The 24836-nt window shown below is 33.4% G+C and carries 20 protein-coding genes and 2 pseudogenes; 7 read left to right on the top strand and 15 right to left on the bottom strand.

From position 1 onward, the window contains the following. Positions 1 to 20 precede the first annotated feature (20 nt). From AD998_19665 to AD998_19650, 4 genes are all read left to right on the top strand, one after another. Positions 21 to 1721, top strand: coding sequence for an RNA helicase (locus AD998_19665; protein ID KOY84663.1), 1701 nt, complete (start codon positions 21 to 23; stop codon positions 1719 to 1721). 100 nt (positions 1722 to 1821) lie between these two features. Continuing rightward, a complete protein-coding gene (locus tag AD998_19660) occupies positions 1822 to 2277 on the top strand; it encodes a hypothetical protein (GenBank protein KOY84662.1) in 456 nt (151 codons plus the stop codon). Between the two features lie 4 nt (positions 2278 to 2281). Further along, entirely contained in the window at positions 2282 to 2779 is a 498-nt protein-coding gene (locus AD998_19655) for a hypothetical protein (GenBank protein KOY84661.1), read from the top strand. A gap of 417 nt (positions 2780 to 3196) precedes the next feature. After that, on the top strand, positions 3197 to 3895 hold the full coding sequence (locus AD998_19650; GenBank protein ID KOY84741.1) for a hypothetical protein: 699 nt from the start codon (positions 3197 to 3199) through the stop codon (positions 3893 to 3895). Here the strand turns inward: AD998_19650 and AD998_19645 are convergent. Together AD998_19645 and AD998_19640 are read right to left on the bottom strand one after the other, a co-directional pair. Further along, the gene (locus tag AD998_19645) at positions 3892 to 5736 is read right to left on the bottom strand and encodes a hypothetical protein (protein KOY84660.1); all 1845 of its coding nucleotides are present in this window, start codon (positions 5734 to 5736) and stop codon (positions 3892 to 3894) included. The two genes, AD998_19650 and AD998_19645, sit on opposite strands and share 4 nt — an antisense overlap. A gap of 9 nt (positions 5737 to 5745) precedes the next feature. Next, a complete protein-coding gene (locus AD998_19640) occupies positions 5746 to 6333 on the bottom strand; it encodes a hypothetical protein (GenBank protein ID KOY84659.1) in 588 nt (195 codons plus the stop codon). 273 nt (positions 6334 to 6606) lie between these two features. Between AD998_19640 and AD998_19635 the strand changes: the two are divergent. From AD998_19635 to AD998_19625, 3 genes and pseudogenes are all read left to right on the top strand, one after another. After that, a pseudogene (locus AD998_19635) lies at positions 6607 to 8367 on the top strand (hypothetical protein). Between the two features lie 123 nt (positions 8368 to 8490). Further along, positions 8491 to 9336 carry a 4-hydroxy-3-methylbut-2-enyl diphosphate reductase gene (locus tag AD998_19630; protein ID KOY84658.1) on the top strand — a complete coding sequence of 282 codons (846 nt, stop codon included), beginning with the start codon at positions 8491 to 8493 and terminating at the stop codon, positions 9334 to 9336. Positions 9337 to 9343: 7 nt separating this feature from the next. Further along, positions 9344 to 9817: a beta-carotene hydroxylase gene (locus AD998_19625; protein KOY84657.1), complete on the top strand. Its 474-nt coding sequence runs from the start codon at positions 9344 to 9346 to the stop codon at positions 9815 to 9817. A gap of 23 nt (positions 9818 to 9840) precedes the next feature. On the opposite strand, the gene AD998_19620 is transcribed toward AD998_19625, so the two are convergent. The 13 genes and pseudogenes from AD998_19620 to AD998_19560 all read right to left on the bottom strand — a co-directional run bounded on the left by AD998_19620 (position 9841) and on the right by AD998_19560 (position 24828). Beyond that, complete coding sequence (locus tag AD998_19620; protein ID KOY84740.1) at positions 9841 to 10698, bottom strand: C-5 sterol desaturase; 858 nt, start codon at positions 10696 to 10698, stop codon at positions 9841 to 9843. Between the two features lie 39 nt (positions 10699 to 10737). After that, complete coding sequence (locus tag AD998_19615; protein KOY84656.1) at positions 10738 to 12438, bottom strand: hypothetical protein; 1701 nt, start codon at positions 12436 to 12438, stop codon at positions 10738 to 10740. Positions 12439 to 12449: 11 nt separating this feature from the next. Beyond that, positions 12450 to 12962: a hypothetical protein gene (locus tag AD998_19610; GenBank protein ID KOY84739.1), complete on the bottom strand. Its 513-nt coding sequence runs from the start codon at positions 12960 to 12962 to the stop codon at positions 12450 to 12452. A gap of 113 nt (positions 12963 to 13075) precedes the next feature. After that, positions 13076 to 14470 carry a fumarate hydratase gene (gene fumC, locus AD998_19605; protein ID KOY84655.1) on the bottom strand — a complete coding sequence of 465 codons (1395 nt, stop codon included), beginning with the start codon at positions 14468 to 14470 and terminating at the stop codon, positions 13076 to 13078. Between the two features lie 82 nt (positions 14471 to 14552). Beyond that, complete coding sequence (locus AD998_19600) at positions 14553 to 15098, bottom strand: PyrR protein (protein KOY84654.1); 546 nt, start codon at positions 15096 to 15098, stop codon at positions 14553 to 14555. A gap of 1 nt (position 15099) precedes the next feature. Continuing rightward, positions 15100 to 15777 carry a hypothetical protein gene (locus tag AD998_19595; GenBank protein ID KOY84653.1) on the bottom strand — a complete coding sequence of 226 codons (678 nt, stop codon included), beginning with the start codon at positions 15775 to 15777 and terminating at the stop codon, positions 15100 to 15102. 17 nt (positions 15778 to 15794) lie between these two features. Continuing rightward, on the bottom strand, positions 15795 to 17747 hold the full coding sequence (locus AD998_19590) for a hypothetical protein (protein KOY84652.1): 1953 nt from the start codon (positions 17745 to 17747) through the stop codon (positions 15795 to 15797). A 29-nt stretch (positions 17748 to 17776) separates the two neighbouring features. After that, a complete protein-coding gene (locus tag AD998_19585) occupies positions 17777 to 18412 on the bottom strand; it encodes a 7-carboxy-7-deazaguanine synthase (protein ID KOY84651.1) in 636 nt (211 codons plus the stop codon). A 6-nt stretch (positions 18413 to 18418) separates the two neighbouring features. Next, positions 18419 to 19864: an amino acid decarboxylase gene (locus AD998_19580; protein KOY84650.1), complete on the bottom strand. Its 1446-nt coding sequence runs from the start codon at positions 19862 to 19864 to the stop codon at positions 18419 to 18421. A 16-nt stretch (positions 19865 to 19880) separates the two neighbouring features. Then, positions 19881 to 21356, bottom strand: a pseudogene (locus tag AD998_19575) (hypothetical protein). Between the two features lie 160 nt (positions 21357 to 21516). Beyond that, positions 21517 to 21936 carry a thioesterase gene (locus tag AD998_19570; protein KOY84738.1) on the bottom strand — a complete coding sequence of 140 codons (420 nt, stop codon included), beginning with the start codon at positions 21934 to 21936 and terminating at the stop codon, positions 21517 to 21519. A 96-nt stretch (positions 21937 to 22032) separates the two neighbouring features. After that, positions 22033 to 22212: a hypothetical protein gene (locus AD998_19565; GenBank protein KOY84737.1), complete on the bottom strand. Its 180-nt coding sequence runs from the start codon at positions 22210 to 22212 to the stop codon at positions 22033 to 22035. A 1461-nt stretch (positions 22213 to 23673) separates the two neighbouring features. Then, the gene (locus AD998_19560; GenBank protein ID KOY84649.1) at positions 23674 to 24828 is read right to left on the bottom strand and encodes a hypothetical protein; all 1155 of its coding nucleotides are present in this window, start codon (positions 24826 to 24828) and stop codon (positions 23674 to 23676) included. Positions 24829 to 24836 lie beyond the last annotated feature (8 nt).

Raw genomic sequence — 24836 nt, 5'->3', positions numbered from 1 at the left:
CAAATAGTTAAAAATTAATAATGAGTACAAAAATTTTATTTAGCCAGTTGCCCATTTCAGAAGAAATGCAGCAGGCAATCGCCGACATGGGTTTTACAGAGGCTTCACCAATTCAAGCAGAGGCTATACCAATAGCTTTAGAAGGTAGAGACGTGATGGGAATGGCTCAAACAGGTACAGGTAAAACAGCTGCCTTTGGGATACCTGCATTAGAGCAAGTTGATATTACTGAAAAACAAGTTCAGGTGTTGGTGCTTTGCCCAACTAGAGAACTAGCTTTACAAGTAACAGATGAGTTTGAGAAATTAAGCAAATACAAAAAAATTAAATGTGTTACCGTTTATGGTGGAGACCCTATCGACAGACAGATTAGAGCCCTAAAAGCAGGAGCTCATGTTGTTGTAGGAACACCAGGTCGTATCATTGACCACCTTGAAAGAGGAACACTCAAATTAGACAATGTAAAAGTTGCTATTTTGGATGAAGCAGACGAAATGCTTGATATGGGCTTTAGAGAAGATATTGAAGGTATTTTAGAAGAACTACCTTTTGATAGACAAACTTTGCTATTCTCAGCAACGATGTCGAAGCCTATTTTGGCAATTATTCAAAAATTCCAAAATAATCCTGCTATCGTAAAAGTAGTTCGTAAAGAACTTACAGCCGAAAATATTGAGCAGTTATACTACGAAATCAAAGGAAATGCAAAAGTAGAAGTGATGTGTAGATTAATAGATTTCTATAATCTACAATTGATGCTTGTATTCTGTAATACCAAAAGAAAAGCTGATGAAGTAGTAGCAGAATTGATGGAAAGAGGTTACAAAGCTGAGGCAATTCATGGCGATTTGAACCAACGCCAAAGAGAGAAAGTAATGAAGCAGTTCAGAGAAGGAACAATTAATATTTTGGTTGCAACAGATGTGGCTGCCAGAGGTATTGACGTTTCGGATGTGGATGCTGTATTTAACTTTGACGTTCCTCTTGACCCCGAATACTACGTTCACCGTATTGGTAGAACAGGTAGAGCAGGTAAATCTGGAAAAGCATTTACCTTTGTGGTAGGAAGAGAGTTTGTTCGTATGCGTGAAATACAAGATTATACCAAAAAGAAAATTGAAAGGGGGGTTGTACCTTCTATCGAAGATTTGATTGGTATGAAACAAGCTCATTTTGTAGGAAGAGTATTGGAAGTAGCTGAAAACCAAGATTTAAGTGCTTTCCATGACTTGATGTTACAACTACGTCATTCAGGGGCAAAAGACGAAACAATTATCAAAGCTCTTATCCAGTTGCAATGGAGTAACCAAAAAACAGAATATGTTGATTTGGATATGAATGATATCATGGGTAAAGAAGATAGAGGAGATAGAAAAGATAAAGGAAGAGATAGAGATAAGAAATTTGACAGAAAAGACAAAGACCGTTCATCACGTTTTGATAGAGGAGACGAGAAAAAACCACGCAAAGGTAGTGGTGCTAAAGGAATGGTACGTTTGTTTGTAAATGTAGGAAAAATGGATAGAGTTCGTCCGAACGATATCGTAGGAGCGTTTACAGGTGAAACAGGCATTTCTTTCAATAACATTGGTCAGATTGATATTTTAGATAAATTTTCTTTTGTTGAGATTGCAGAACAAGATGTTCAAAAAGTAATCAAAGGTATGAAAAACAATACCATCAAAGGAAAAAGTGTAAATATTGAAGTGGCAAACGGATAATTATAGAATCCTTTTTGATAAATTCAAGCCTTGAAAACTAAGTTTTTCAAGGCTTTTTTTGTGAAATAAATTTAATACAACACTACTATATAAGGCAAATATGGAAAAACGAGGATATTTTGCAAATTGCTATGTTCTTACAAATACAAGAACAAAAGAGTTTATCAATTCTTTTTTGGATAAGTTTGTCCCTCTAAGAAGTGAAACATCTGATATTTATGAGGTACCGCTATACGCCAAAGAAACAAAAAATACATTTGAGACTTCAACAGAGTTGATAGATTATTTAATAGAAAATAAACACGAAATATATACCATTTATTGGGCAAATAATGAAAGTTCAGATATTAGAATTGCAATGTGCTTTTTTACAGATGATGACAACTTAATTGTAGGCATTTCTTGTGAAACAATGTATCTAAATACTTCCATTGAAGACAAAGTTTTTAACGACTTGAAAATATTTTGTAATAGTGATAAAGGATATATTACCTATGAACAACCCACAACTCATAATACAAAGGAGTTTTTAGAGATAGTAAAAACTATTGAATAAATTTATGTATAAATATATAGGGGCAAAAGAAATACTCAAACAAGTAAGTGAAGAAAAGGCTGGAAAAGTTATTCTGTCTCAAAAAGATATTATAGACTGGATTAGTGATACTAATCATAAATTTAACTCTGAGCATGAGATAATAGCTACATTTGTTATTGACTTAAACGAAAATTTAAGAATTAATGATAGAAGGTCTGAGCATGTTGTCTGTGCAAATGGAGAAGAAGTTTTATCAGCAGGAGAAATTACCTTTAAAAAGGATAAATTGGAAGGTATAAGTATATCTCAGATTACAAACCAATCAACAGGATACTGCCCTTCTGCAAAATCTTGGGAATTTGTCAAACAAGCATTATTGAAGATAAATATCGATTTTCCTGATTTTTTTACAACAGAGTTTATTTTTAGTGTATGCAAAAATTGTGGGATTATTAATATTGTTAAAGATGAGTTCTATTATTGTTTGAGTTGTGAAAGTGATTTAGAGGAATATACTTGATTTTTCCCAAAAAATATACAATTACGTAAATACATTGCGTAGAGTATATTTTGTTTTGTAACTCATTGAGTGCCGTAGGAAAGTGATACTTCGCCCTTATCAATTCAAGCAGAATTTTATTCTGCCTTTCTGAAACTTTTATAAACAAAAGAAGAAAGTAGCTCAACATAGGTTGAGCAAGCCCAATAAAGAAAGAATGGTGTTCTTAATTTGCTGGGCAGACTGCTACTCTTTTCGCTTGTAGCCTCAAAAAAACTTAAATGAGAGAAAATATTGCACATTTTTTGTTACTTTAACACTAAAATTTAACAGATTGTGCAAGAAGTTTTCTCTCATTTGTATGCTGAATGGCGTTTTATAGCCCGAAGCCAATTTTTTAGTATTTATTGGCTTTCGGTACTTGTTGCCTGTATTTTTATTTTTCCTGTTCTCTGGAAAGAAAAGCTTGCATTCATTAAGATTTTAGGCACTTTTTTGGTGTTTTTCTTTACTTATCGTATGCTCATTATTACAGTTCCTTATACTACATGGGAAATCAATATTGATTTTTTGTTTACCAAACAGAAAATTTTGTTGGGAGGGCAGGAATGGGTAAGGAATTTGTATTTAAGTGTTTTTTATCTGCATATTTTTTCAGCTCCTATTGTATTATTGGCTGGTGCAACACAATTTTCTCGTACACTGATGTACGAAAAAGCTCAATGGCATCGAAATATTGGTAAATTATATGTAGGAGTTATTTTATTTATTTCTGCTCCATCGGGGCTTGTAATGTCTTTTTATGCAAATGGGAATATTGTCTCCAAATTTAGTTTCGTGTTTTTATCGAGTTTGTGGTGGTTTGTTACATTTTGGTCATATAAACTTATCAGAGAGAAAAAAGTTATCCTTCATGCCAATTGGATGCTTAGAAGCTATGCTCTGACGTTTTCGGCTATTACATTAAGGCTTTATATGTTTAGTATTTCTAAATTTGATTTACTCAATACTTGGACAGACATAGAAATTTATGTTATGCTTTCATTTATGAGTTGGATACCCAACTTATTATTGGCTGAATTACTGATATTTCAAGGATTTAGTAAAAAATTGATGCAGAAAAAAATAAAAGCTTAAGTACTTGATACATTGATATTTTGCTTAACAGGCAAAATAATTTGAAAAGTACTTCCTTTCCCTTCTTCTGAAATTACATTGATTTTTCCACCTAAACTCTCTACAATCCCTAAACTGATAGAAAGACCTAAGCCTGTACCCTTACCAACCTCTTTATCTGTAAAGAAAGGTTCAAAAATTCTTTTTTGTTTCTCTTTAGAAATACCAATCCCATTATCTGAAATAGAAATTAGAACTTTATCATCAGGTAGTTTTTGTGTTTGAAGAATTATTTTTTTGGTGGCAGGTTTGGCAACTTCAATAGCATGTACAGCATTGATAATAATATTCATAAATACTTGACTAATTTTGACAGGATAAGCAATCACAGAAGGAATTTCATCATAAGCTCTGTCTATTTCAAAAGAATCTTTAAACTGGTTTTGTAGTAATGCCAGTGTAATATCTAATGTTTCATTGATGTCAACAGCTTCTAGAGAAGAATCGTTACTTCTAGAGAAGTTACGAAGTCCTTTGACAATCTCAGCTGTTTGATTAGCTCCCAAATAAATATTATTAATGAGTTCTTGCAATTCATTGACAATATCATTAAAGAAAATAGATCTTTTTAAATCTTCAATTTTTTTCTTTTGTGTAGAATAATTAGATTCAGAGAGACTATCATATTCTGTAATCAGAGTCAATAAATCCTGAATATTATTCTTTAAACCTTCAGTACTACTATAGATATAACCAATGGGATTATTAAGTTCGTGAGCGATGCCAGCAACTAAAACACCTAAAGAAGCCATTTTTTCAGCTTGAATGAGTTGCTCTTGCATTTGGCGAAGTTGCTCCAGAGTTGTTTCTAACTCTTCAGCATATTGGTGTAGATTTTCTTTAGAGACCTTAATGTCTACATATGCCTGTCGGAGCTGTTGTTCAGCTTCTTTTATTTTATCAATATTTGTAAGTGTTCCTATCAATCTGATAGGAATTCCATAATCATCAAACTGAACAACTTTAGCTCTATTAAGCACCCACTTATAACCACCATCTTTGCAGAGCATTCTACATTCTTTAGAGAAAGCATTCAATTTTTTGAGTAAAAATTTATTATATGCTTCTAAAAAACTGTTTTTATCATCAGGATGAATCAAATCAGTCCAGTTTTGCCAAGTAAGATGAACTTCTTTGGGGCTATACCCTAATAGTAAAAAAAAGTTTTCACTAAAACTTGCTTCATAATCAATAAGATTTACATCATAAATACCATCTTTGCTTGCATAACTGATATAGCGAAGTGTTTGCTCACCTTCTTTAAGAGCTTCTTCAGCCATTTTGCGACTATGAATAGAACGCAGAACCCCTATATCTAATACTGCTTTTTTTTGAGAACCTCTTACCAATTTAGATTTTATCTCGAACCATTTATATTCGCCAGAACCTGTCATGAGTAAAATTTCAGCCTCATAAATATCATCCGGGCATAAACCTTTATGAAAATTAATTCGACTGGATAAAAACTCATATTTATGAATAGGGTGAATAATATTGATAAATGTTTGCAAAACAGGAGGGAATTCTTCTTCATTATACTCAAGTAAACGAATAAATTCTTCTGAAAACCAAATAGGTGTGTCAGTAGTGAAATATTCAGGAATACGGGTTTCCCATAAACCTTCTTTCGAGATTTTTGAAATAACTTTATAACGGTCATAGAAATCGTAGATTTCTTCTTGCCGTTTTTGCATCAAAGCTTGGGTTTCTTTTTCCGTTTCTCTCTCTGAAAGAAGATTTTTTAAAGTATCAATGAGTTGTTCTTTGGATAGATTTTCAAAGTCATTAATAGGCATATTCATAGATTATAACTACCAAATCATGGTTTTACTACCAAATTTTTTATATAAAGTAGAGTTTTGAGGATATTTACCTTGTATATCTTTATACATGAGTTGTATTTTTTCTACATCTTCTACATAATTTCCTGTAGGATGAAATAAATCAGGTAAAAAACCACCTTCTTTTTTTCCATAATCAAGGTATCCTAAACTAACAGGAACGCCTGCTTCTTGAGCAATATAATAAAATCCTGATTTCCATTGTTCTGTATAACCTCTTGTACCTTCTACAGGTACTAATAAAATCATCTCTTCTGCCTGCTGAATCATACCTGCTGCTGTACTTACAAAATTATTATTTTGAGATCTGTCAATAGGAATACCTCCAAAAAACTTCATTAAAAAACCTAAAGGAAATTTAAAAAGACTTTTTTTGCCCAAAAAACGAACTCGAACTCCCAAAGCAGAAAAGATAACCATTGTATAGAAAAAATCCCAATTACTTGTATGGGGAGCTGCTATCATAACTGTTTTTTTAACGTTTTGTGGGAGCCTGCCTTTAATTTTCCAACCAGAAAAAAACAATAAAAATTTGCCTAAAACCTTGAGTAAAAACATGCGTTTATGAATAAGAATGAACTATAAAAAAATAAGACAAAGTCTTTTGCAAGAGTATAAAAAAAAACGCAATAAAACTATAAATTTTTCTCTTGATAAGTTTTTTTGTAACAAACTATCCTTTTTTTTGAAAAAAAACTATCTTTGCCAACCTATATATATTTAGGTTGTTTTAATTTTCATTTGGTAATTCGATTTTGTATGATGGAAGAAGAAAATGTACTTGGTAACCCTGAAGAGGTGGTAACATCGGCATCTGAAAGCCATATTTCAGAGCAAGAGGAGCAACACGAAGATTACTCCCATTACTCAAAAGAACAAATTGTTCAACTAACTACAAAATATCAGGAAAAATCTTTGACTCCTGAACAAATCGATGAGGCGTTCAGATTGTTCAGGCAAATAAAACCTCATTTTGATAATTTGGTTGCACACTCTAAAGAAGAAGCTCTTCAAAAATATTTGGCTGAAGGAGGAGATGAAGATGGCTTTACATATAAACAAGAGGCAACAGAAGCTAAATTTTACCAAACATATAGCTTTGTCAAAAAACAAAGAACAGCTCTTCAAGAACAAATAGAGAAGACCTTAAAGAAAAATTTCGATCTGAAAACAGAAATTATAGAGAAATTGAGATCTCTTGTCAATGCAGAAGAAGAAAGTGAGCAGACTCATAAGCAGGTTCGTGATTTACAACAAGAGTGGAAAAAAATAGGATCTGTTCCCAAAGCTAATGCAAAAGCTTTGTGGGCAAGTTATAATGCTCTCATGGAAATTTATTATAATCGTTTGGGCTTATATAACGAACTCAAAGATTTAGATCGTAAGAGAAATTTAGAAGCAAAACTCATAATCTGCGAAAAAGCTGAAAAGCTGGCACAATTGTCTTCTATGAAAGATGCTATTAAGCAACTTAATGAGCTACATGATGAATTCAAACATATTGGTCCTGTTGGAAATAAAGAAGAGCAGGAAAATGTTTGGAAACGCTTTAAAGATGCTTCGGATGTAATTTATGAGCGTAAAAAGAACATGACAGAGAATCTAAAAGCTGAAATGAATGAAAATTTAGCTAAAAAGACTGCTCTTTGTGAAAAAGTACGCCCTTTTGAAGAATTCAAAGGTGAAAAAATTAAAAATTGGCAAAATGCAACACAAGAACTTTTAGCTATCCAAAAAGAATGGGAGGCTATTGGACAAGTGCCACTTGAGAAATCTAAAGAAATTACCAAGCAGTTTTGGAATAGTTTTAAAGTGTTTTTCCGCAATAAATCAGAGTTTTTTAAAGGTTTGGATGACTCAAGAGAGATAAATTTACAAGCTAAACTTACTCTATGCCAAAAAGCAGAAGACTTGATTGCTAGTGCAGATTCAGATAATATAGAAAATATTGCTGAGGAGCTTAAAAAATTACAAGAACAGTGGAAAGAAATAGGTGCAGTTCCTGAAAAACAAAAAGAACAGATTTTTGAGAAATTCAGAACTATCCTAGATGGCTTTTTTGCAAAAAGAAGAGAGCAATTTGCTGTAAAAGATAAAGAAGAAAAAGAAAATTACGATAAGAAAAACGCTCTTTGCGAAAGATTAAAAGGGTATTCTTCTGCCGATTTGGCAAATATGGATATAGAATCGCTTGCAGATCAAGCCATTACAGAGTGGAATGCAGTTGGTTTTGTCCCTCGTAAACAAATGATAAAAATAAAAGATAGGTTTTATGCTTCTTTAAAGTCACTTGCTGAAAAATCGACTCATCTTGCACAGCAAGACCAAGATGCTTTAGACCTACTTATTGAGCTGAAATGGGCTAATTTGAGTGGTAAGGGAGGAAAAGACCTTGCTAAAAAAGAACAGCAAATTCGTAAGAGAATCTCACAACTAGAAGATGAACTGGCTACACTTAATAATAACTTAGGATTCTTTGCAGATTCTAAAAAAGGTGATGCCTTTAGAAATAGTTTTGAAGATAAAATAAAACAAGCTGAGAATCAGTTAAAAACACTGAAAAATCAACTTAAAATGATAAGAAATATGTAAGATTAAAGTGGTAGCCAAAAGCTATCACTTTTTAATTTCATAAAATCTTAACAAAATTTTTTCGTATTTTTTTTAAACAATTGTTTGAGTTTTTGAGTATATTGTGCAAACTCATTTTATAATATGCTTAATCTCCAAGTTACTATAGATAAACATTCGGGCTTTTGTTTTGGTGTAGTGTATGCCATCGAAATGGCAGAAGATATTCTGGAACAAGAGGGTAAATTATATTGCCTTGGGGATATAGTGCATAATGATGAAGAAGTAAAAAGATTACAAAACAAAGGTTTGAAAATTATCAATCACGAATATCTTAAAGAACTCCAAAACGAAAAAGTATTAATTAGAGCTCATGGAGAGCCTCCTTCTACTTATGAGTTAGCATTAGAAAATAACCTTGAATTGATAGATGCTTCGTGTCCAGTTGTATTAAAACTCCAAAACCGTATCAAAAACTCTTACGATAAAAATGAGAGTATTTATATTTATGGTAAACATGGTCATGCAGAAATTATAGGTCTTCTAGGGCAAACTAATAACAATGCTTTTGTCTTTCAGGATATTACAGAGTTGGAAGTCGATAAACTACCTTCAAAACTTACTCTTTATAGTCAAACTACTAAGAGTACAGATAAATTCTACGAAATCAAAGAAAAATTAGAACAAGAAGGAATTGAAGTAGATGCCAATGATACTATTTGTAGACAAGTATCAAACAGAGATACTGAATTAAGAGATTTTGCACAATTTTACGATAAAATTATCTTTGTAGCAGGCACAAAATCATCTAACGGAAAGGTTTTATATGAAGTCTGCAAACAAACCAATCCGAACACTTATTTTGTTTCAAACCCTGACGATATTAAACAAGAATGGTTTGGTAAAAATGAAACTATAGGAATTTGTGGGGCAACTTCCACTCCTATGTGGTTGATGGAACAAGTAAAAGAAGTAATAGAACAATTTTAAATAAAATATGGAATTAGCTTTCAATATATTTTTGATGGTTGCTACTTTTTTCTTAATGGAGGGAGCAGCTTGGTTTACACACAAATATATTATGCATGGTTTTTTATGGTCATGGCACAAATCGCACCACAGTCCCAGACATGGTTTTTTTGAAAGAAATGATCTTTTTGCAGTTGTTTTTAGTGTACCTTCGATGGCTACAATTATTGTAGGTTTTGAGTTTGCACAATTAGCATTTTTGAAATGGGTAGGCTTCGGAATTTTGGGATATGGAATTTTCTATGTTCTATTTCACGATATATTGGTACACAGAAGAGTAAAGATTAAGTTTATTGCTAAAAGCCCATACCTGCGTAGAATGATTAGAGCTCACAAGGTTCATCACAAACATTTGGGCAAAGATGGAGCAGAAGCCTTTGGATTTTTGTATGCCCCTAAAAAATATCATCCAACAAGTCCGACAGAAAAAGTTGAATTATAAAAAAGCCTTACTTAGTAAGGCTTTTAATTTTGTAAATCTTTGGTCGTTTTGGTTGAACCATCATGACTCCAACCTGGTGGTTTGAGTAAATACTTAATTTTATCAGACCATTTATGTGCTTTTTGAAGATCTTTGGCAATGCTTTCAAATTCTGCTGTGGCAATTCTGATAGGGTTGCTGGTTTCAATGTTTTTGGTAAGACCATAAATAACTTTCTCTTTTTCAGGTTCAAAAGTGCCAAAAAGCCTATCCCAAATAATCAGAATACCAGCATGGTTTCTGTCCAAATACTGCAAATTTGTTCCATGATGCACCCTGTGATGCGAAGGCGTATTCATAAACCACTCTAAAAAACCAAGTTTTTTTACGACCTGTGTATGCAAAAAAAACTGATAGATTAAACTAATGGAAGCGAGCGTAAAAATTATGATTGGATGAATGCCAACCAAAGGCATCCAAGCATAGAAGAAAAACTTATAAATGCCTTCTGTCCAACTTTGGCGTAAGGCAACTGCCAAATTATAATCTTGTGAAGAATGATGATTGGAATGAGCAGCCCACAAAATTCGGATTTCATGGCTTAATCTATGATGCCAATAAAATGAAAAATCGTCAGCAAAAAAAGCAATGAGCCATACCCACCAAACAACCCCCAATTGCCAGAAAGCCCAATTTTCGTAGATATAACTAAACAACACAAAGTACATAAATTTGGTGAATAAATTAATCACCACTGAGCCAGCCCCCATTGCAATGGAAGCCCAAGCTTCTGTCTTATGATAAACTTGGAGTTTTTCCTTTACATCAATAAAAAGCTCAACCAAAACGGCAATAATAAAAAGAGGAATTGCATAGGTAACAGGGTCGTTTAATCCTGCCATTTTGGCTAAATACTCACTGAAAGACATACTTCTTTAAATTTAGTTTTTAATGATATTTAACAGATAAGTCTTTTTGGTATACTGGTTTCGTGTATTCGGGTTTAAGAATTCGGGGGTGAGTACCGAAATATGAAAATCGTTATATATTTCTTTTTCTAATACTTGAACATTGGTTGCTTTCCTGAGTGTATTTTGATAAAAATTATCGTCACAGAAAATCCAAACCTTGCTTTTATTGGGAATTTCATCCAATGTACCTACATGCTTGACTACTCTTTGAGCATAGAAATCAGGCGTATTTCCCATCAAATCGCCTGATACAATATAAAAGTTATCTAAATTGACTAACTCTGGGCTTTTTTTGATGTCTTTCATGACAATGGATTCTGTTTGAAAATTATCAAGTAAGTAAGGATATACCCAACCATTCATCAGTGTATTGACAGCTAAAATAGCAAAAAAGGAGGGTAAAACGAATTTCTCAATGAGGTTTTTACTTTTTACAGAAGTATAAAGAGCAAATCCAAAAAAAGTAATGATTAAAGCACTTACCCACCAATTTTCGATAGGGAAACACCAAAATCCGAGTACGCCAGCTAAAAATATGAGCAAAATGATTTGAAAGTTTAACCAAATATTGAAGAAATTTAGCCACTTTTTAGACCATAAGACCATTTTTTCAATCCATTTGGCAGTCATGATGGCTCCAAAAGGATAAACCACATAGATATAATGGTTTAACTGATATTTGGAACGTGAAAGAGCAATAAAAGTAAGTGTAAACCCAGCCCAAAGTAAAATTTCTTTGTTTTCTTCTAATTTCTTGAATTTATTTTTAAAAATATCTCGAGTTTCGCAAATAAACGCTATCACCAAGAAAAACGACCAAGGCAGAAAACTCCATAGTGTAGTATGTACTAAAAAAAATGGGTCAGGATTGTTACTCCAAACATTTTCGCCTGTAATTCTTCCAAAACTTTGAGTCCAATAAAAAAACTTTAATCCTGAAACATTGGTGAGGCTATTAACCGTTTTTTCGGGATGCAAATCAAATTGTTGATACAAACCAATGCTCATGGGCAACAAAACCAAGCCCAACACTACCAAACCCACCAAATACTGCCATTTGAAAAAATTTGCCCATTGGCGTTTTGCTGCAAAATCGCTGGCAAACGCCAAAATTGGTATTACAAGCCCAATAGGGCCTTTGGAAAGCATGGCTAGCCCAACTCCTACAAAACCACCTATCAAATAAAGCCATTTTTTACTTTGAAAATAAGCAGCTAATTGCCAGATAGAAAAGACTACAAATGTAGTAAGCATATTGTCAGTTCGTAAATCCTGATTCATCAAGAATACAGCTTGACAAGAAGCTAATAAAAGTGCTGATAAATAGGCTACCTGATAACTATAATAAATTCTTGCAAGTTTAAAAGTAGCATAAGCCCCTAAAAATGAAAGCAATGTAGGAATGAAGCGATAGGCAAAATTATTATAACCAAAAAGCTTAAAACTGATGCTTGAAATCCAGAATAACAAAGGGGGTTTGTCCAAATAGTCTGCCCCTCGTTGTCTCGTTTCTAAAAAGTTGTTTGTCTCTGACATCTCCCAAGAAATAGCAGCATATTGAGCTGCATCTATTTCCATGACATCATTGAATGCTCCAACCAAATGCACCCCATAAATCAGTGCAAAGGGTAAAAACTTAATATAATTTTTTTGCTGGCTGTCTAATAACATGAATGAATGTGTTAAATTTTGTAATCCATAGCTGAAAAATGGTCAGCTAAATGAAATGCGTGAGCTTTTGTATATTCTGCTTTGGTAAGCACACCATAAGCAAAATGAGGAGCTAAATTTCCTTGAAATTTCTCGAAATCGGAAATAGTTTTACGAAGTTTTGTAAAAGCTTCTTTGATATCCCCATTCTTGATAATTTCAGGAGCTTTGGGAATGGGTTCATTCCGATTGTGTCGCATATAGCCTTGTCCTTCAAATTTATGAAAAACCAACTTTCCGATAGTATTCTGAAATAACTTTGGTTTGTTTTCAGGGTAACCCAATAGGGAAAACTCTATACTTTGTGTACAATGAATAAGATTCTGATACAAAGACCAATCGCCTGCAATTTGAAGTTCAGCAGCTTTTTCAATTTTATCTAATTCGTTCAAAGCTTCTTGCAAATTGCTAAAATTCAGAACTCTTTTGGCATTGTTTCTATCAGAAAAATGATAATGAAAAAAGCCAGTTGCTCCTCCACTCACAACTGCCAACCCTGTGGCAGTATAAAGAGCCTTTTTTACAAATTTTCTTCTTTCCATAAAAATAAGCATATAAATAAAGCCCTTTATTATTTTTGCAATAAAGGGCTTTGAAATTAAAGATTTCCAACCATATTTTTAGGTATTACCCAAGCATCAAATTGCTCGTTGGTAACCAAACCAAGTTCAATAGCAGCTTCACGAAGTGTTTTGTTTTCTTTGTGAGCTTTTTTAGCAATTTTTGCAGCATTTTCGTATCCAATATGAGGATTAAGAGCTGTTACAAGCATTAAAGAGTTTTCTAAATGCTTCTGAATGATGCTGTGATTTGGCTCAATACCTTCTGCACATTTGTTATTAAATGATACACAAGCATCTCCCAATAAACGAGCTGACATGAGTACATTGTAAGCTATCAATGGTTTGAATACATTCAACTCAAAATGACCATTTGAGCCACCTATTGAAACGGCTACATCATTTCCTATTACTTGACAACAAACCATTGAAAGTGCTTCAGGCTGAGTCGGATTTACTTTACCTGGCATAATAGATGAACCTGGTTCGTTATCAGGAATGATAATTTCTCCGATACCAGAACGAGGTCCTGAAGATAGCATACGAATATCGTTGGCTATTTTCATCAAAGCTACTGCTGAACGTTTCAATGCTCCAGAAAGCTCTACCATTGCATCGTGTGCAGCCAAGGCTTCAAATTTATTGGGTGCTGTAACAAACGGATAACCAGTAAGTTCTGCAATTTTTTTAGCAACTAGTACATCATAACCTTTGGGAGCATTCAAGCCAGTACCTACGGCAGTACCACCTAAAGCAAGCTCTTTGACCATTTCTAAAGAGTTCTTAATAGCTCTGATGCTATTTTTGATTTGTTGTACATAACCCGAAAACTCTTGTCCCAAAGTAAGAGGAGTAGCATCCATGAAGTGTGTACGACCAGTTTTTACAATATCATTGAAAGCCTCTACCTTTTTAGAAAGCGTATTGGCAAGTAATTCCATACCTGGGATAGTAACATCTACAGCCATTTTATAGGCTGCTATATGCATAGCAGTAGGGTAGGTGTCATTAGATGACTGAGATTTGTTTACATCATCGTTAGGGTGTAAAACTTTTTTCTCATCAGCTAAGTTACCACCTGACTGTACATGAGCATAATAAGCAACTACTTCATTTACATTCATGTTTGATTGTGTACCCGAACCAGTTTGCCAAATAACCAAAGGAAATTGGTCATCTAACTTGCCTGCCAAAATTGCATCACAAGCACTAGCAATCATGTCTGCTTTTTCTTTGGATAAAACTCCTAACTCATGATTAGCTAAAGCAGCAGCTTTTTTTAGGTAAGCAAAAGCATAAATTACTTCTCTAGGCATAGAGCCTTCTGCTCCTATTTTAAAATTATTACGACTACGTTCAGTTTGAGCACCCCAATAAACATGAGCAGGTACTTGTACCTCACCCATAGTGTCTTTTTCTATTCTGAAATCCATATTAGAAATTATTTTAATGTTTTTAGTAGAAGAATAAGCAAAATTAAGCAGTCTTTGAAATATTCAAATATTTTTTTGATAATTAGTCTGTATTTTTTACAAGCCAAATGCAATCTTGTTCGTGTCCTTGTTCTTTGAGTTCTACTTTTACACGCTCAGAAGCCATTGTATTGACAGCTTTGCCTACATATTTGGCTTCAATAGGTAGATTGCGAGTGTAAGTTCTATCAATCAATACCAAAAAATCGACACTTTCTGGTCTGCCAAAGGCAAGCATAGCATCTAAGGCTGCCCTGACTGTTCTGCCTGTATAAAGCACATCATCAATCAGAATCACTTTTTTACCTTCAATCAGAAAATTAATTTGTGTAGAGTTTGCAGAAAGAGGTTTTTCTCTTTTTTTAAAATCGTCCCTAAAAAAAGTAATATCTAAAAAACCAAGGGGTACTTTTTTGCCTGTAATTTGTTCCAACTCTTTTTCTATTCTTTGGGCTACAAAAACACCTTTGGGTTGAATGCCCAATAACACTGTATTGTTGAAATCCTCATGACTCTCAATGAGTTCATGGCATAAACGTTTGAGTATAATGCTTAAAAAATCTTGGTTGATAACGGCTTTTTGTTGCATTTTATTGAATATTTTGAGAAATAACTTTGGGTTTTCGATATTTTTTCCAAATAGCTTTGATGATAATAATTCCCAACCATGTTATCAGTCCAGCCCCTCCAAGTAAAACTGCTACAGAAGCTACACCATAACCAGCACAAAGTAAAGAACAGGATAACATAGCCAGTAAAATACCAAGACCTGCCAAAACTATCAAAACAAGTATCATCAATAAAGTTCTGCCAAAAATCCCCCACTTTTTAGAGGCAATTTTTTGTATAATTATTCGGATAGATTTTTTATGTTTTTTTAGAATCTTACGAAGAAAAGGGGTATCCTGAAGAATAGGATGGGCTATACTTGCTAATAAAACAGGGGATTTTTTAGTATTTATGGGTGTTTCAGCATTTTGCATTTGCTCAAAACCTCCATTAAAAAATAAAATGATTGTACCTTGATAAAGGATAAAAATTGCGATTTTTTTTTGAAAATAACCTAAAGAATATTTGTAGTAGTAGAAAGCAGAAAATAACATTACAATAGAAACAACTACAATCAGATATTTTGATAAAGAATAGTTCATCATAGACCAAATCATGCCCGCAACAAAAGCAAATGTGCTTAATAATGTAGAAAGTATGATAATCAATGAAATCGCTATACGATTATGTTCTTTTGCAAATGAAGCAACTACATTCATATTGTTTGAAACGAAATCTACAATATTTTAAACTCGATTCTTCTATTTAATTGTTTGTTTTCTTCTGTATCGTTGGGGGCTGTTGGTTGAGAATCTCCATAGCCTTTGAAAACAAGCCTATTAGCAGGGATTCCACCCTTAATTAGATAATCATAAACAGATTTGGCTCTTTTGAGCGATAAATCTAAATTTGCTTTCTTTTCACCTACATTATCTGTGTGTCCAGATATTTCGCCACGTACTTGTGGGTTATCTTGCATAAATAAAATAAGTTCATCCAATTCAGATTTTGACTTATCTCTTACATCCCATTTACCACTATCAAAAAAGATATTATTCAATACAAAGATTGTCCCTTTTTCTATTGGATTTAATAAAATATCCAATTCAATGGGTTTTAAATCATCAGCTTTTTTATTGGAATAATCAAAACGAAGGCTTTTAAAGGCATAACCTTTTTTATGAACTTCTAAAGCATATTCTGTTTGTTCATTGAGTACAAGTAAATAAGTGCCTTTGTATTTATCAGATAATACAGAACTCTCTTTTTTATTGTTGGCAAGATTGATTAAGTCTATATTTGCTTCCAATAATTGTTTTGTTTTGGCATCTATTACCCTGCCTTTGAGATACTGTGTTTTTATTTTTACAGTTACAGGTTCTGGCATCTCAAACTCAAGAATATTTGCTGAAATATCTAAATTTCCATTTCTCTTCTCATCAGCATAATATCCTTTTTTACCATCTGCTGTAACAAATAAAGAAACTTGGTCAAGATGGTTATTGATAGGGTAACCCAAGTTTTGGGGTATACTCCACTGATTACGGTCTAATTCTGAAGAAAATAAATCTAAACCTCCCAAACCAATATGTCCATTAGAAGAGAAAAATAAAGTTTTCCCATTTGCATGAATAAAAGGTGAAAACTCATCTTTGTTTGTATTGATAGAATTAGGAAGAACTTCTGCTGGAGACCATTCACCTTGAGCATTTCGATAACTGACAAAAATGTCTTTTCCACTACGTTTGTTTTTATCAGAAATAAAATATAAAGTATTTCCATCAGCAGAAAGGGATGGTTGAGATTCCCAATGAGAAGAATTGATGTTTTCTCCCATATTGATGGGTTCTGTCCACTCTTCGCCAATGAGTTTGCTGATATACAAATCACAACTTCCAAAGGATTTTCGGCCCAAACAAGATGTAAAAACCAATAATTTACCGTCAGCGGAAATACTACAAGTACCTTCGTTTTCTACACTATTAATCCTATTGGAAAGCATCATTGGTTCTTGCCATTCACCATTCATTTTTACACTGATGTAAATATCTTCACTATACGATTTTTTAGGAAGACCAATGGCTGTGAAGAATATCATGTTTTGATCTGCTGTAAGAACAGGGAAATATTGTAAACGCCCAGTTTTATTGATTTTATCACTCACAGAGACTGGTTTGAATGGCAGTGGGTTTGCCATTTTTTCTTTGGCAAAGTTTGTTGAAGTAATAATTCTCTTAGCTTCAGTTGTATAGTTTTCTGCAACATCTCCAAAAGAGAGAAATTTTTCTGCATATTGCTTGGCTTCATCATATTTACCTTGTTTAAGACTTTCTCCTGCCAAAGTATAATATGCACCCATGACTTTTTTACTATCTGGAGAGCTCTTTACGGCTTGCTCGTAATGATAGAGCATTTTATCATAGTATTTGCCAAATATTTGATAATTAGTAGCTAAAGCCAAGTGAGCTTCTGTGAATTTAGGATCTTTTTTGATAGCTTTTTCAAAAAGTTCAATAGCCTCATCATATCTGTTTTCCTTTTTATTGCCTTTATAACCACTTTTTAGTTCTTCTTGGGCTTGTTCATATAGTTTTATAGCTGTTTTATTTTTGGTACTATAAACTTGTTGGGCATATAGATTGCTCAAAATGAATAAAGAGAGAAAAAATATCAAATAAATGCGAAGCATAAGGAAATATTTTGAGAGTATAGCTATTGTTATGGAATATCCATGAATTTGTGTGTTTGTAAAGAAATTTGCCAATGAGGATTTTCCTTTACATACTCAACAATTAGAGGCATAAGTTCATTTTGTTTGCTCCATTCTGGTTGAAGGAACAATTTAGCACTTTTATTCATTTTTTTAGCAAAACTTTCAGCCCATTCAAAATCTTTTTTATTGTAAAGTACTACTTTGAGTTCGTGAGCTACTTCTGTAAATTCATCGAGAGCAGGCTTAAATTTTTTTGGGGAAAAGCAAATCCAATCCCAATGCCCTGATAAAGGGTATGCCCCAGACGTTTCAATATTGATTTGAAATCCTGCTTCTTTAAGTTTTTTGGTTAAATAATCTAAATTGTAAATAAGAGGCTCTCCACCAGTGATGACAGCAAGCCTTCCTTTGTACTTTAATGCTTCTTTTATAATATTTTCTACTGATATAATAGGATGAGCTTCAGCATCCCACGATTCTTTTACATCACACCATACACATCCCACATCACATCCACCTAAACGGATAAAATAAGCAGCTTTACCCTGATGGAAGCCTTCACCTTGTATGGTATAGAAAGCCTCCATCAAAGGAAGTTCATGAGTAAGTAATCTAATATCGTCTTTGATTAAAACTTTCATAATAATTTAAGAAGATTGACCTTCAAGCATTGTATTTTGTTCTTGAGCCAATAGTTGAATGAGTTCCCATGTATTTTCCACATGTTTTTGTAAAACATACGTTTGTCCAATTACCATACGAATGGTGTATTTGCCATTGAGTTTGGTGTGACTTAAATATGCTTTCCCTGATGCGTTGATTCTTTGGAGCAAATCTGCATTGATTTGATTTAATATCTCTTCTGAAATATTTCCTAAAGGTTTGTATCTGAAGCAAATTAAATTTAATTGTACAGGAGCAAGTATCTCAAATTGAGGATGTTGTTCTATTTTTCTCTTTAAATCTTGAGCTAATTGGATATGCTCTCTAAGCTTTTTCTGAATATCTCGAAGTCCATAACTACGCAATACAAACCATAATTTCAAAGCTCTAAACCTTCTACCTAAAGGAATACCCCAATCTCTGTAGTTATTTACCTGACTATCTGCTTGTGTTTTGAGATATTCGGGCAGAATTTCAAATGTACGAACTAAAATCTCCTTACTTTTTACATAATAAGCTGTACAATCAAAATTAACCATCATCCATTTATGAGGATTGAAAACATAACTATCGGCTAGTTCCAAACCTTTAATCATAAAACGATATTCAGGTAATAAAGTAGCTGTTCCAGCATAGGCTGCATCTACATGTAGCCAAATTTTATGTTTTTGACTAATTTTTGTGATTTTTTCAAGGGGATCTATAGCTGTAGAGCCTGTGGTACCCAATGAAGCTATCACACATAAAGGGGTTTTGCCAGCTTTTATATCTTCTTCAATCGCTTTTTCTAATGCTTCTGGAATAAGGGCAAATTTTTCATCTACAGGCAAATAGACTAAACTCTCTTTTCCAAAACCTGCAATTTTTACAGCTTTTTCAATAGAAGAATGTGTTTGTTGAGAAGTATAAATTCTAAAATTAGTATAACCTTCAAAACCTTTTTGATTGATTTGGAAATCAGAATAGGCTTCTCTTGCTGAAAGCAAAGCACAAAGGGTTGCTGATGAAGCTGTATCTTGAATAACTCCATGCCAATTTTCTGGTAAACCACAAGCTGCTTTCAACCATTCCATCATTTTTTCTTCAAGCTCAGCAGCAGCAGGTGAGGTTTCCCAAACCATACATTGAGCTCCTAAGGTCGCAGTCATCATTTCTGCTAAAACTGATTCATAGCTTGCATTAGCTGGAAAATAAGCAAAAAAATTAGGGCTTTGCCAGTGTGTAATACCCTTCATCAATATTTCTTGAAAATCTTGTAAAATTTCCTGAAAATTTTCTCCATTAGTAGGCATTAAATTGGACAAAGCCTCATAGATTTCACGAGGCTTCACTTGCGATTTTACGGGATAATGCTCTACATTTTCCAAATAATCTGCCATCCAATCAGCTATTTGGTGAGCCATTTTCCTGAAATCTGTCGAATTGAGCATAAAATTAAAATAACTATTAAGGTTTTACAATCAGGACTTTGCCTATATTTAAATTGCTACTGGCCAGCCCATTCCATTTCATCAAATTTTCAACACTAACTCTATATTTAAGAGCTAAACCATAAAGAGTATCGCCATAAACAACTATGTGTGTCTTAGTTTGTTTGATAACTTTTTTTGCAGTAGTAGAGTTGTTTTTATCATTTTTTACCACTAAAACAGGCATAGCAACTACAGAATCTTTCTTTTTCTGTGGTTTGGGTTGTACAGCCACATAATTATAAGCGTACACTCTTTTGGTAAGTAAATGAGCTTGCCCAGCTTTTAAACTATCTGTTTGTAATACCAATTTGTTTTGAGTAGGGTTAGAATCTATCCAGTTGATTGTTTTTTGGAGAGCCTCAAAAAGCATATCACCCTTTAATCTATAACCTTTTTCATTCAGATGAATCATATCAGTTTGAGCAATCTTAGAGGTTACCCAATCTCTCATCACAGTTTGTCCACCAGCTACCCAATACCAATCATAAACAGCACAATTGTTTTCGGAAGCTATACGATGAATCATTTCTGAAAACTCCAAACCTGATTTTATATTGATTTTTCTCCAATATAAATCTTGGGCTGTGGTAAGCAAAATACTTGCCTGAGGGGCTGCTTTGCGTACTTTTTTAACAACTTCTTTGATTTGATTTTCAAGATTTGATTCAATTCTGTCAGTCATTAAATAATCATTTGTACCAAAATCAATAATTACTAAATCAGGTTGAAAATGAGGAAGTTGTTCTTCAAATAATTCCTGACGTAATACAGAATTATATTTAGCAGCACCCACACCACCATTGTGTACAATAGCACCTTTATTATTATCGGATTCTAAGCTTATACCATAAAACTCAAAAAAAGCTTGTTCAGGACGATTTCGAACTAAATTTAAAGTGATATTTTGTTTTACATCAGGGATTTGTACTGTGATGTAAGGCGTTTTATCAAGCGTATCAGCTTTAACATCAATGATTTGTCCATCAATATCTAAAGAAATGTCAAAGGCTTGTGGACTTCTTTTGAAAAATATTTTTAATGTATTGTAAGAAATAGTAGGAGCATTTTTTAGTGTAAAACTCAAACTGGCAGGGGCTTTATCTGTTCTTACAGACATACCTGAAACACCTAAAGGTAGTTTTAGGGTATTCATAAAACTTTTTGAATAAACCCATGTACCTTTATGCGAAGGCTTAAAATTTATATTAGAATAGGTATTAGCTGCTGAAAATGCAAACATTAATCCCTCACCACCATTGCCAAGGGTTTTATGCATACGTCTTTTTAGCTGGTCTGGATATGCTCCATTCTGTAAATGAGAATCGCCCAGCATCACAACTACCACTTTTTCAGAGTTACTTTTTTTCCAACTTTTATAAAAATTTTCTAAAGATTGCTTTTGATAGAATTGAACTACATTCATCTCTGGACGTATCCATTTGTAAGCAGTGTCCAAAATAATATTATCGTTTGTAGCTGTTTGACCTTTTACATCAAAATAGGTGCATAAACTCCAGAAAGAAAAAATAAAGCTTAGGCAATACTTCATCATGATAGTTACAGTTTTATAAATGTTCAAAAATAATAATTTTTATGCTTGAAAGCTAAATTTATTTGGGCAATAAATTTAGCATATTAGAAGTAGCTTTAGAAACTAATGTGCCATCCAATAATCTTATTTCACCTTCCATTTGGATGATTTGTCTTCCTTTGCGTACACTTTTTGCAATAGCAACAATAGTATCTCCTTCTTTGGCTTTGCCAATAAATTCCATGTTCAGACTGATAGAAACAGCAGGAAAAGGCTTATCCATAGCAGCGACAGTCATACCAATCACTTCATCTAAAATCATGGATTGAACGCCTCCATGCAATAAACCTAATGGATTTAGCATTTCTGGGCGAACTGTGATATGCATTTCTGCAAATCCTTCTTCAATTTTTTTAAGTATACCACCTATCCATCTGGGTACAGGAGGAGCTTGCTCAGGAAAAGGCTTATCTATAAGAGATTGTAATGTTTGCAAAATAGCTAAACTCATAATAATAAGAATGTTAAAATAGGTTGAGGATTAAAAGAAAAAGCCCTCCAAAGAGGGCAAAATATTGGAAATGAAATATTTGTATTAGCCAACACGGATTTTCTGACCAGTAACAAGATTAGTTCCTTTAAGAGTAGGATTAAGTTGTTTGATTTTCTCAATAGATAAACCTTGATATTTTTGGCTGATATTCCAAAGTGTATCACCCTGTTTTACAGTGTAAAATAAGGGTTTTTTTACAGATGTTTTTGTAACAGCACCTATTTGAGCCTGTGAAGGATTTGAAACCGTTTTGATAGGAGTCTTATTGCTTGTTGGTTCTACTGTTCTTGCTTTATTTTCTTCTTTTTCAGTATTTTTGGCAATATTCTGTCCTTCTGCTTGTTCAGTTTTCTCTTCTTTGGGTTCTTCTACCCACAAAACTAATCTTTGTGATGTATATAAATTCTTGTTGCGGAGTTTATTCCAAGCCATCAAATCTGTTTGTGAAACATTATAAGTTTTTGCGACACCTGCCAGATAATCACCTTGTTGTACTGTATGAGTAACTTTTTTCTTCCCTTTGGTATTGGCAGCAAGCATCGCTTCCTGATTTTTAAATGTAGGGTAAGGAATAGGCTGATAAGAACCTTTCTTTACTTCGGTCATGATACTATCTCTGTTTACAGCAAAATACTCCATTTTTTCTTTTGGAATGCGTACAGAATAGTTTTTATAATGTTTGGGAACTACATTTTTCTTAAGATGAGGATTTAAAATCTGAATAGTTTCAAAATCAACATCTAGTTGTTTGGCTAATTCTTTCAGATTTACATACTGATTTACTTGTATTGTATCAGAAGGAATATGAGTATATACCTCTTTAGGCATTTCTGTAAAATGGTCTTGATGATAATTGAAGACATAATTTACAGCTATGAAAATGGGTACATAAGCTTTGGTTTCATTGGGTAAATAAGGATAAATCTCCCAAAAAGTACGTTTGCCACCAGAACGTCTGATAGCCTGATCAACTCTGCCTGGTCCTGAATTATAAGCAGCCAAAGCCAAATGCCAATCTCCAAATCTTTGATACAAAAACTTCAAAAACTTAGCAGCAGCTTCTGTAGATTTATAAGGGTCAATACGCTCATCTACATAAAAATCCTGAGCCAAACCATACTCTCTGCCTGTAAAAGGCATGAATTGCCATAAACCCACTGCTGAAGCCCAAGACTGAGCTTTAGGAATAAGAGCAGATTCTACAACAGAAAGATATTTTAACTCATCAGGTAAGCCATACTTTGCCAGAACTTCCTCAAAAATAGGGAAGTATCTATCCTTTCGCATCAGATAATACTGCATCTGTCCACGTTGTTTTACCATAAAACGTTCGATTTGCTTACGAACAGAATTGTGGTAAGTAAGAGGCACAGACTTCTCCAAGCACTTTAGACGTTCCATAATAAGATCGTCATAAATAGCTGGAACATAGGACTTCAATTCTTCATCTACTTGCGTAGTAACAACACTTTTAGCGGTTTCCAGTTGCCCAAAAGAGGGGCTTACACAGGCAAATGCTAATAAGCCAAATGTCAGAACCTTTGTGATTTTTTTCATTGGTAGAGAATTTGGTTTTTAATGAACATTTGTCGTGCCGACAAACAAAAATAAATACGGCAACGTAAAACTAAAGAAAGTTTTTAACTCTGCCAAAGAAACCTTTCAAAAATCAGTCCAAGAGTTTTATAAAATAAGTTTGGAGGCAATGAGGCGAATATTTTTTGCTAAATGTTTTATATCTTCCTCATTATTAAATATATGCAAGCAGATTCTTAAAATTTCTTCTCCAGATTTAACTGTGGGAGAGAGTACTGGCCTGATGTCAAAACCTAATGTTTGTAGTTCTTGAGCAAAAGCCTTTGTTCTTTCATTACCTCCAACTCTTAATATTTGTATTGGGCTTATACTTTCTTTTAAAAAAATTGTATCATGTTTAAAATCAGATAATAAATTTTTAAATAAACTGATTTTAGTATGTAAATTTTGGGGTAATGTGGGGTTTTGGGTAATGTATTCAAAAGCCTCTCGGATATGTACCAAGCTATACAAAGGCAATGCTGTTGTATAAATGAAGGCTCTGGCAAAATTGATAAGATAATCAGTAAGAACTTTACTCCCTACAACACAAGCTCCATGCCCTCCAATGCCTTTTCCAAAAGTATAAATTCTTGCAAAAATATCTTGATGTAGTTCTTTTTCAACGAGATAGCCTTGTCCTTTATCTCCATAAAATCCTGTACTATGAGCTTCATCTACAATTAGATGAGCATTATATTTTTTACATATTTTTTTGATTTCTGGAATGGGAGCAATATCTCCATCCATAGAATAGATAGTTTCAATCACTACAAAAACCTCACCAGTAGCTTTTTGTATTTTCTTTTCTAAATCTTCTAAATCACTATGGTTAAAATAAAACTTATTGGCAAGGCTCAATCTTGCTCCTTCTCTGAGGCTTGCATGGATGAGTTCATCACATAGAATTGTATCACCTTTTTGTGGAATAGTCGAAAGAATAGCAGAATTGAGCTGATAACCCGAATTGAAAACCAAACAAGCCTCTGCCTCAAACAAACCTGCCAAATAACTTTCTAATTCTAAATTATAAAGATGTGTTCCAGAAATAAGTCTTGAGCCTGTTGCCCCTAAATGAGGTTGAGGCAGGATTTTGATTTTTTCGAGAATAATATTTTCTAACTCTTCGTTTCGAGCAAGCCCTAAATAATCGTTTGAGCAAAAATCTTTGAGCGTACTTTGTTGTTTCAAAGACCTTAAATTGCCAGCTTCAGCTCTTTTTTGAAGCTGTTGTGTTAGCTTTTCTAATAATGTAAAAGACATGAAATACC

Source organism: bacterium 336/3, from assembly GCA_001281695.1.
Lineage (GTDB): Bacteria > Bacteroidota > Bacteroidia > Cytophagales > Thermonemataceae > Raineya.
Note: the sequence above shows the minus strand (reverse complement) of the source record. Positions and strands in the feature narration are given on the sequence as shown.

What these genes read in the sequence shown, in the direction of transcription:
- AD998_19665 (KOY84663.1), top strand. Translation starts at nt 21, where the DNA reads ATGAGTACAAAAATTTTATTTAGCCAGTTGCCCATTTCAGAAGAAATG.
- AD998_19660 (KOY84662.1), top strand. Translation starts at nt 1,822, where the DNA reads ATGGAAAAACGAGGATATTTTGCAAATTGCTATGTTCTTACAAATACA.
- AD998_19655 (KOY84661.1), top strand. Translation starts at nt 2,282, where the DNA reads ATGTATAAATATATAGGGGCAAAAGAAATACTCAAACAAGTAAGTGAA.
- AD998_19645 (KOY84660.1), bottom strand. Translation starts at nt 5,736, where the DNA reads ATGAATATGCCTATTAATGACTTTGAAAATCTATCCAAAGAACAACTC.
- AD998_19640 (KOY84659.1), bottom strand. Translation starts at nt 6,333, where the DNA reads ATGTTTTTACTCAAGGTTTTAGGCAAATTTTTATTGTTTTTTTCTGGT.
- AD998_19630 (KOY84658.1), top strand. Translation starts at nt 8,491, where the DNA reads ATGCTTAATCTCCAAGTTACTATAGATAAACATTCGGGCTTTTGTTTT.
- AD998_19625 (KOY84657.1), top strand. Translation starts at nt 9,344, where the DNA reads ATGGAATTAGCTTTCAATATATTTTTGATGGTTGCTACTTTTTTCTTA.
- AD998_19620 (KOY84740.1), bottom strand. Translation starts at nt 10,698, where the DNA reads ATGGCAGGATTAAACGACCCTGTTACCTATGCAATTCCTCTTTTTATT.
- AD998_19615 (KOY84656.1), bottom strand. Translation starts at nt 12,438, where the DNA reads ATGTTATTAGACAGCCAGCAAAAAAATTATATTAAGTTTTTACCCTTT.
- fumC (KOY84655.1), bottom strand. Translation starts at nt 14,470, where the DNA reads ATGGATTTCAGAATAGAAAAAGACACTATGGGTGAGGTACAAGTACCT.
- AD998_19600 (KOY84654.1), bottom strand. Translation starts at nt 15,098, where the DNA reads ATGCAACAAAAAGCCGTTATCAACCAAGATTTTTTAAGCATTATACTC.
- AD998_19595 (KOY84653.1), bottom strand. Translation starts at nt 15,777, where the DNA reads ATGAATGTAGTTGCTTCATTTGCAAAAGAACATAATCGTATAGCGATT.
- AD998_19590 (KOY84652.1), bottom strand. Translation starts at nt 17,747, where the DNA reads ATGCTTCGCATTTATTTGATATTTTTTCTCTCTTTATTCATTTTGAGC.
- AD998_19585 (KOY84651.1), bottom strand. Translation starts at nt 18,412, where the DNA reads ATGAAAGTTTTAATCAAAGACGATATTAGATTACTTACTCATGAACTT.
- AD998_19580 (KOY84650.1), bottom strand. Translation starts at nt 19,864, where the DNA reads ATGCTCAATTCGACAGATTTCAGGAAAATGGCTCACCAAATAGCTGAT.
- AD998_19560 (KOY84649.1), bottom strand. Translation starts at nt 24,828, where the DNA reads ATGTCTTTTACATTATTAGAAAAGCTAACACAACAGCTTCAAAAAAGA.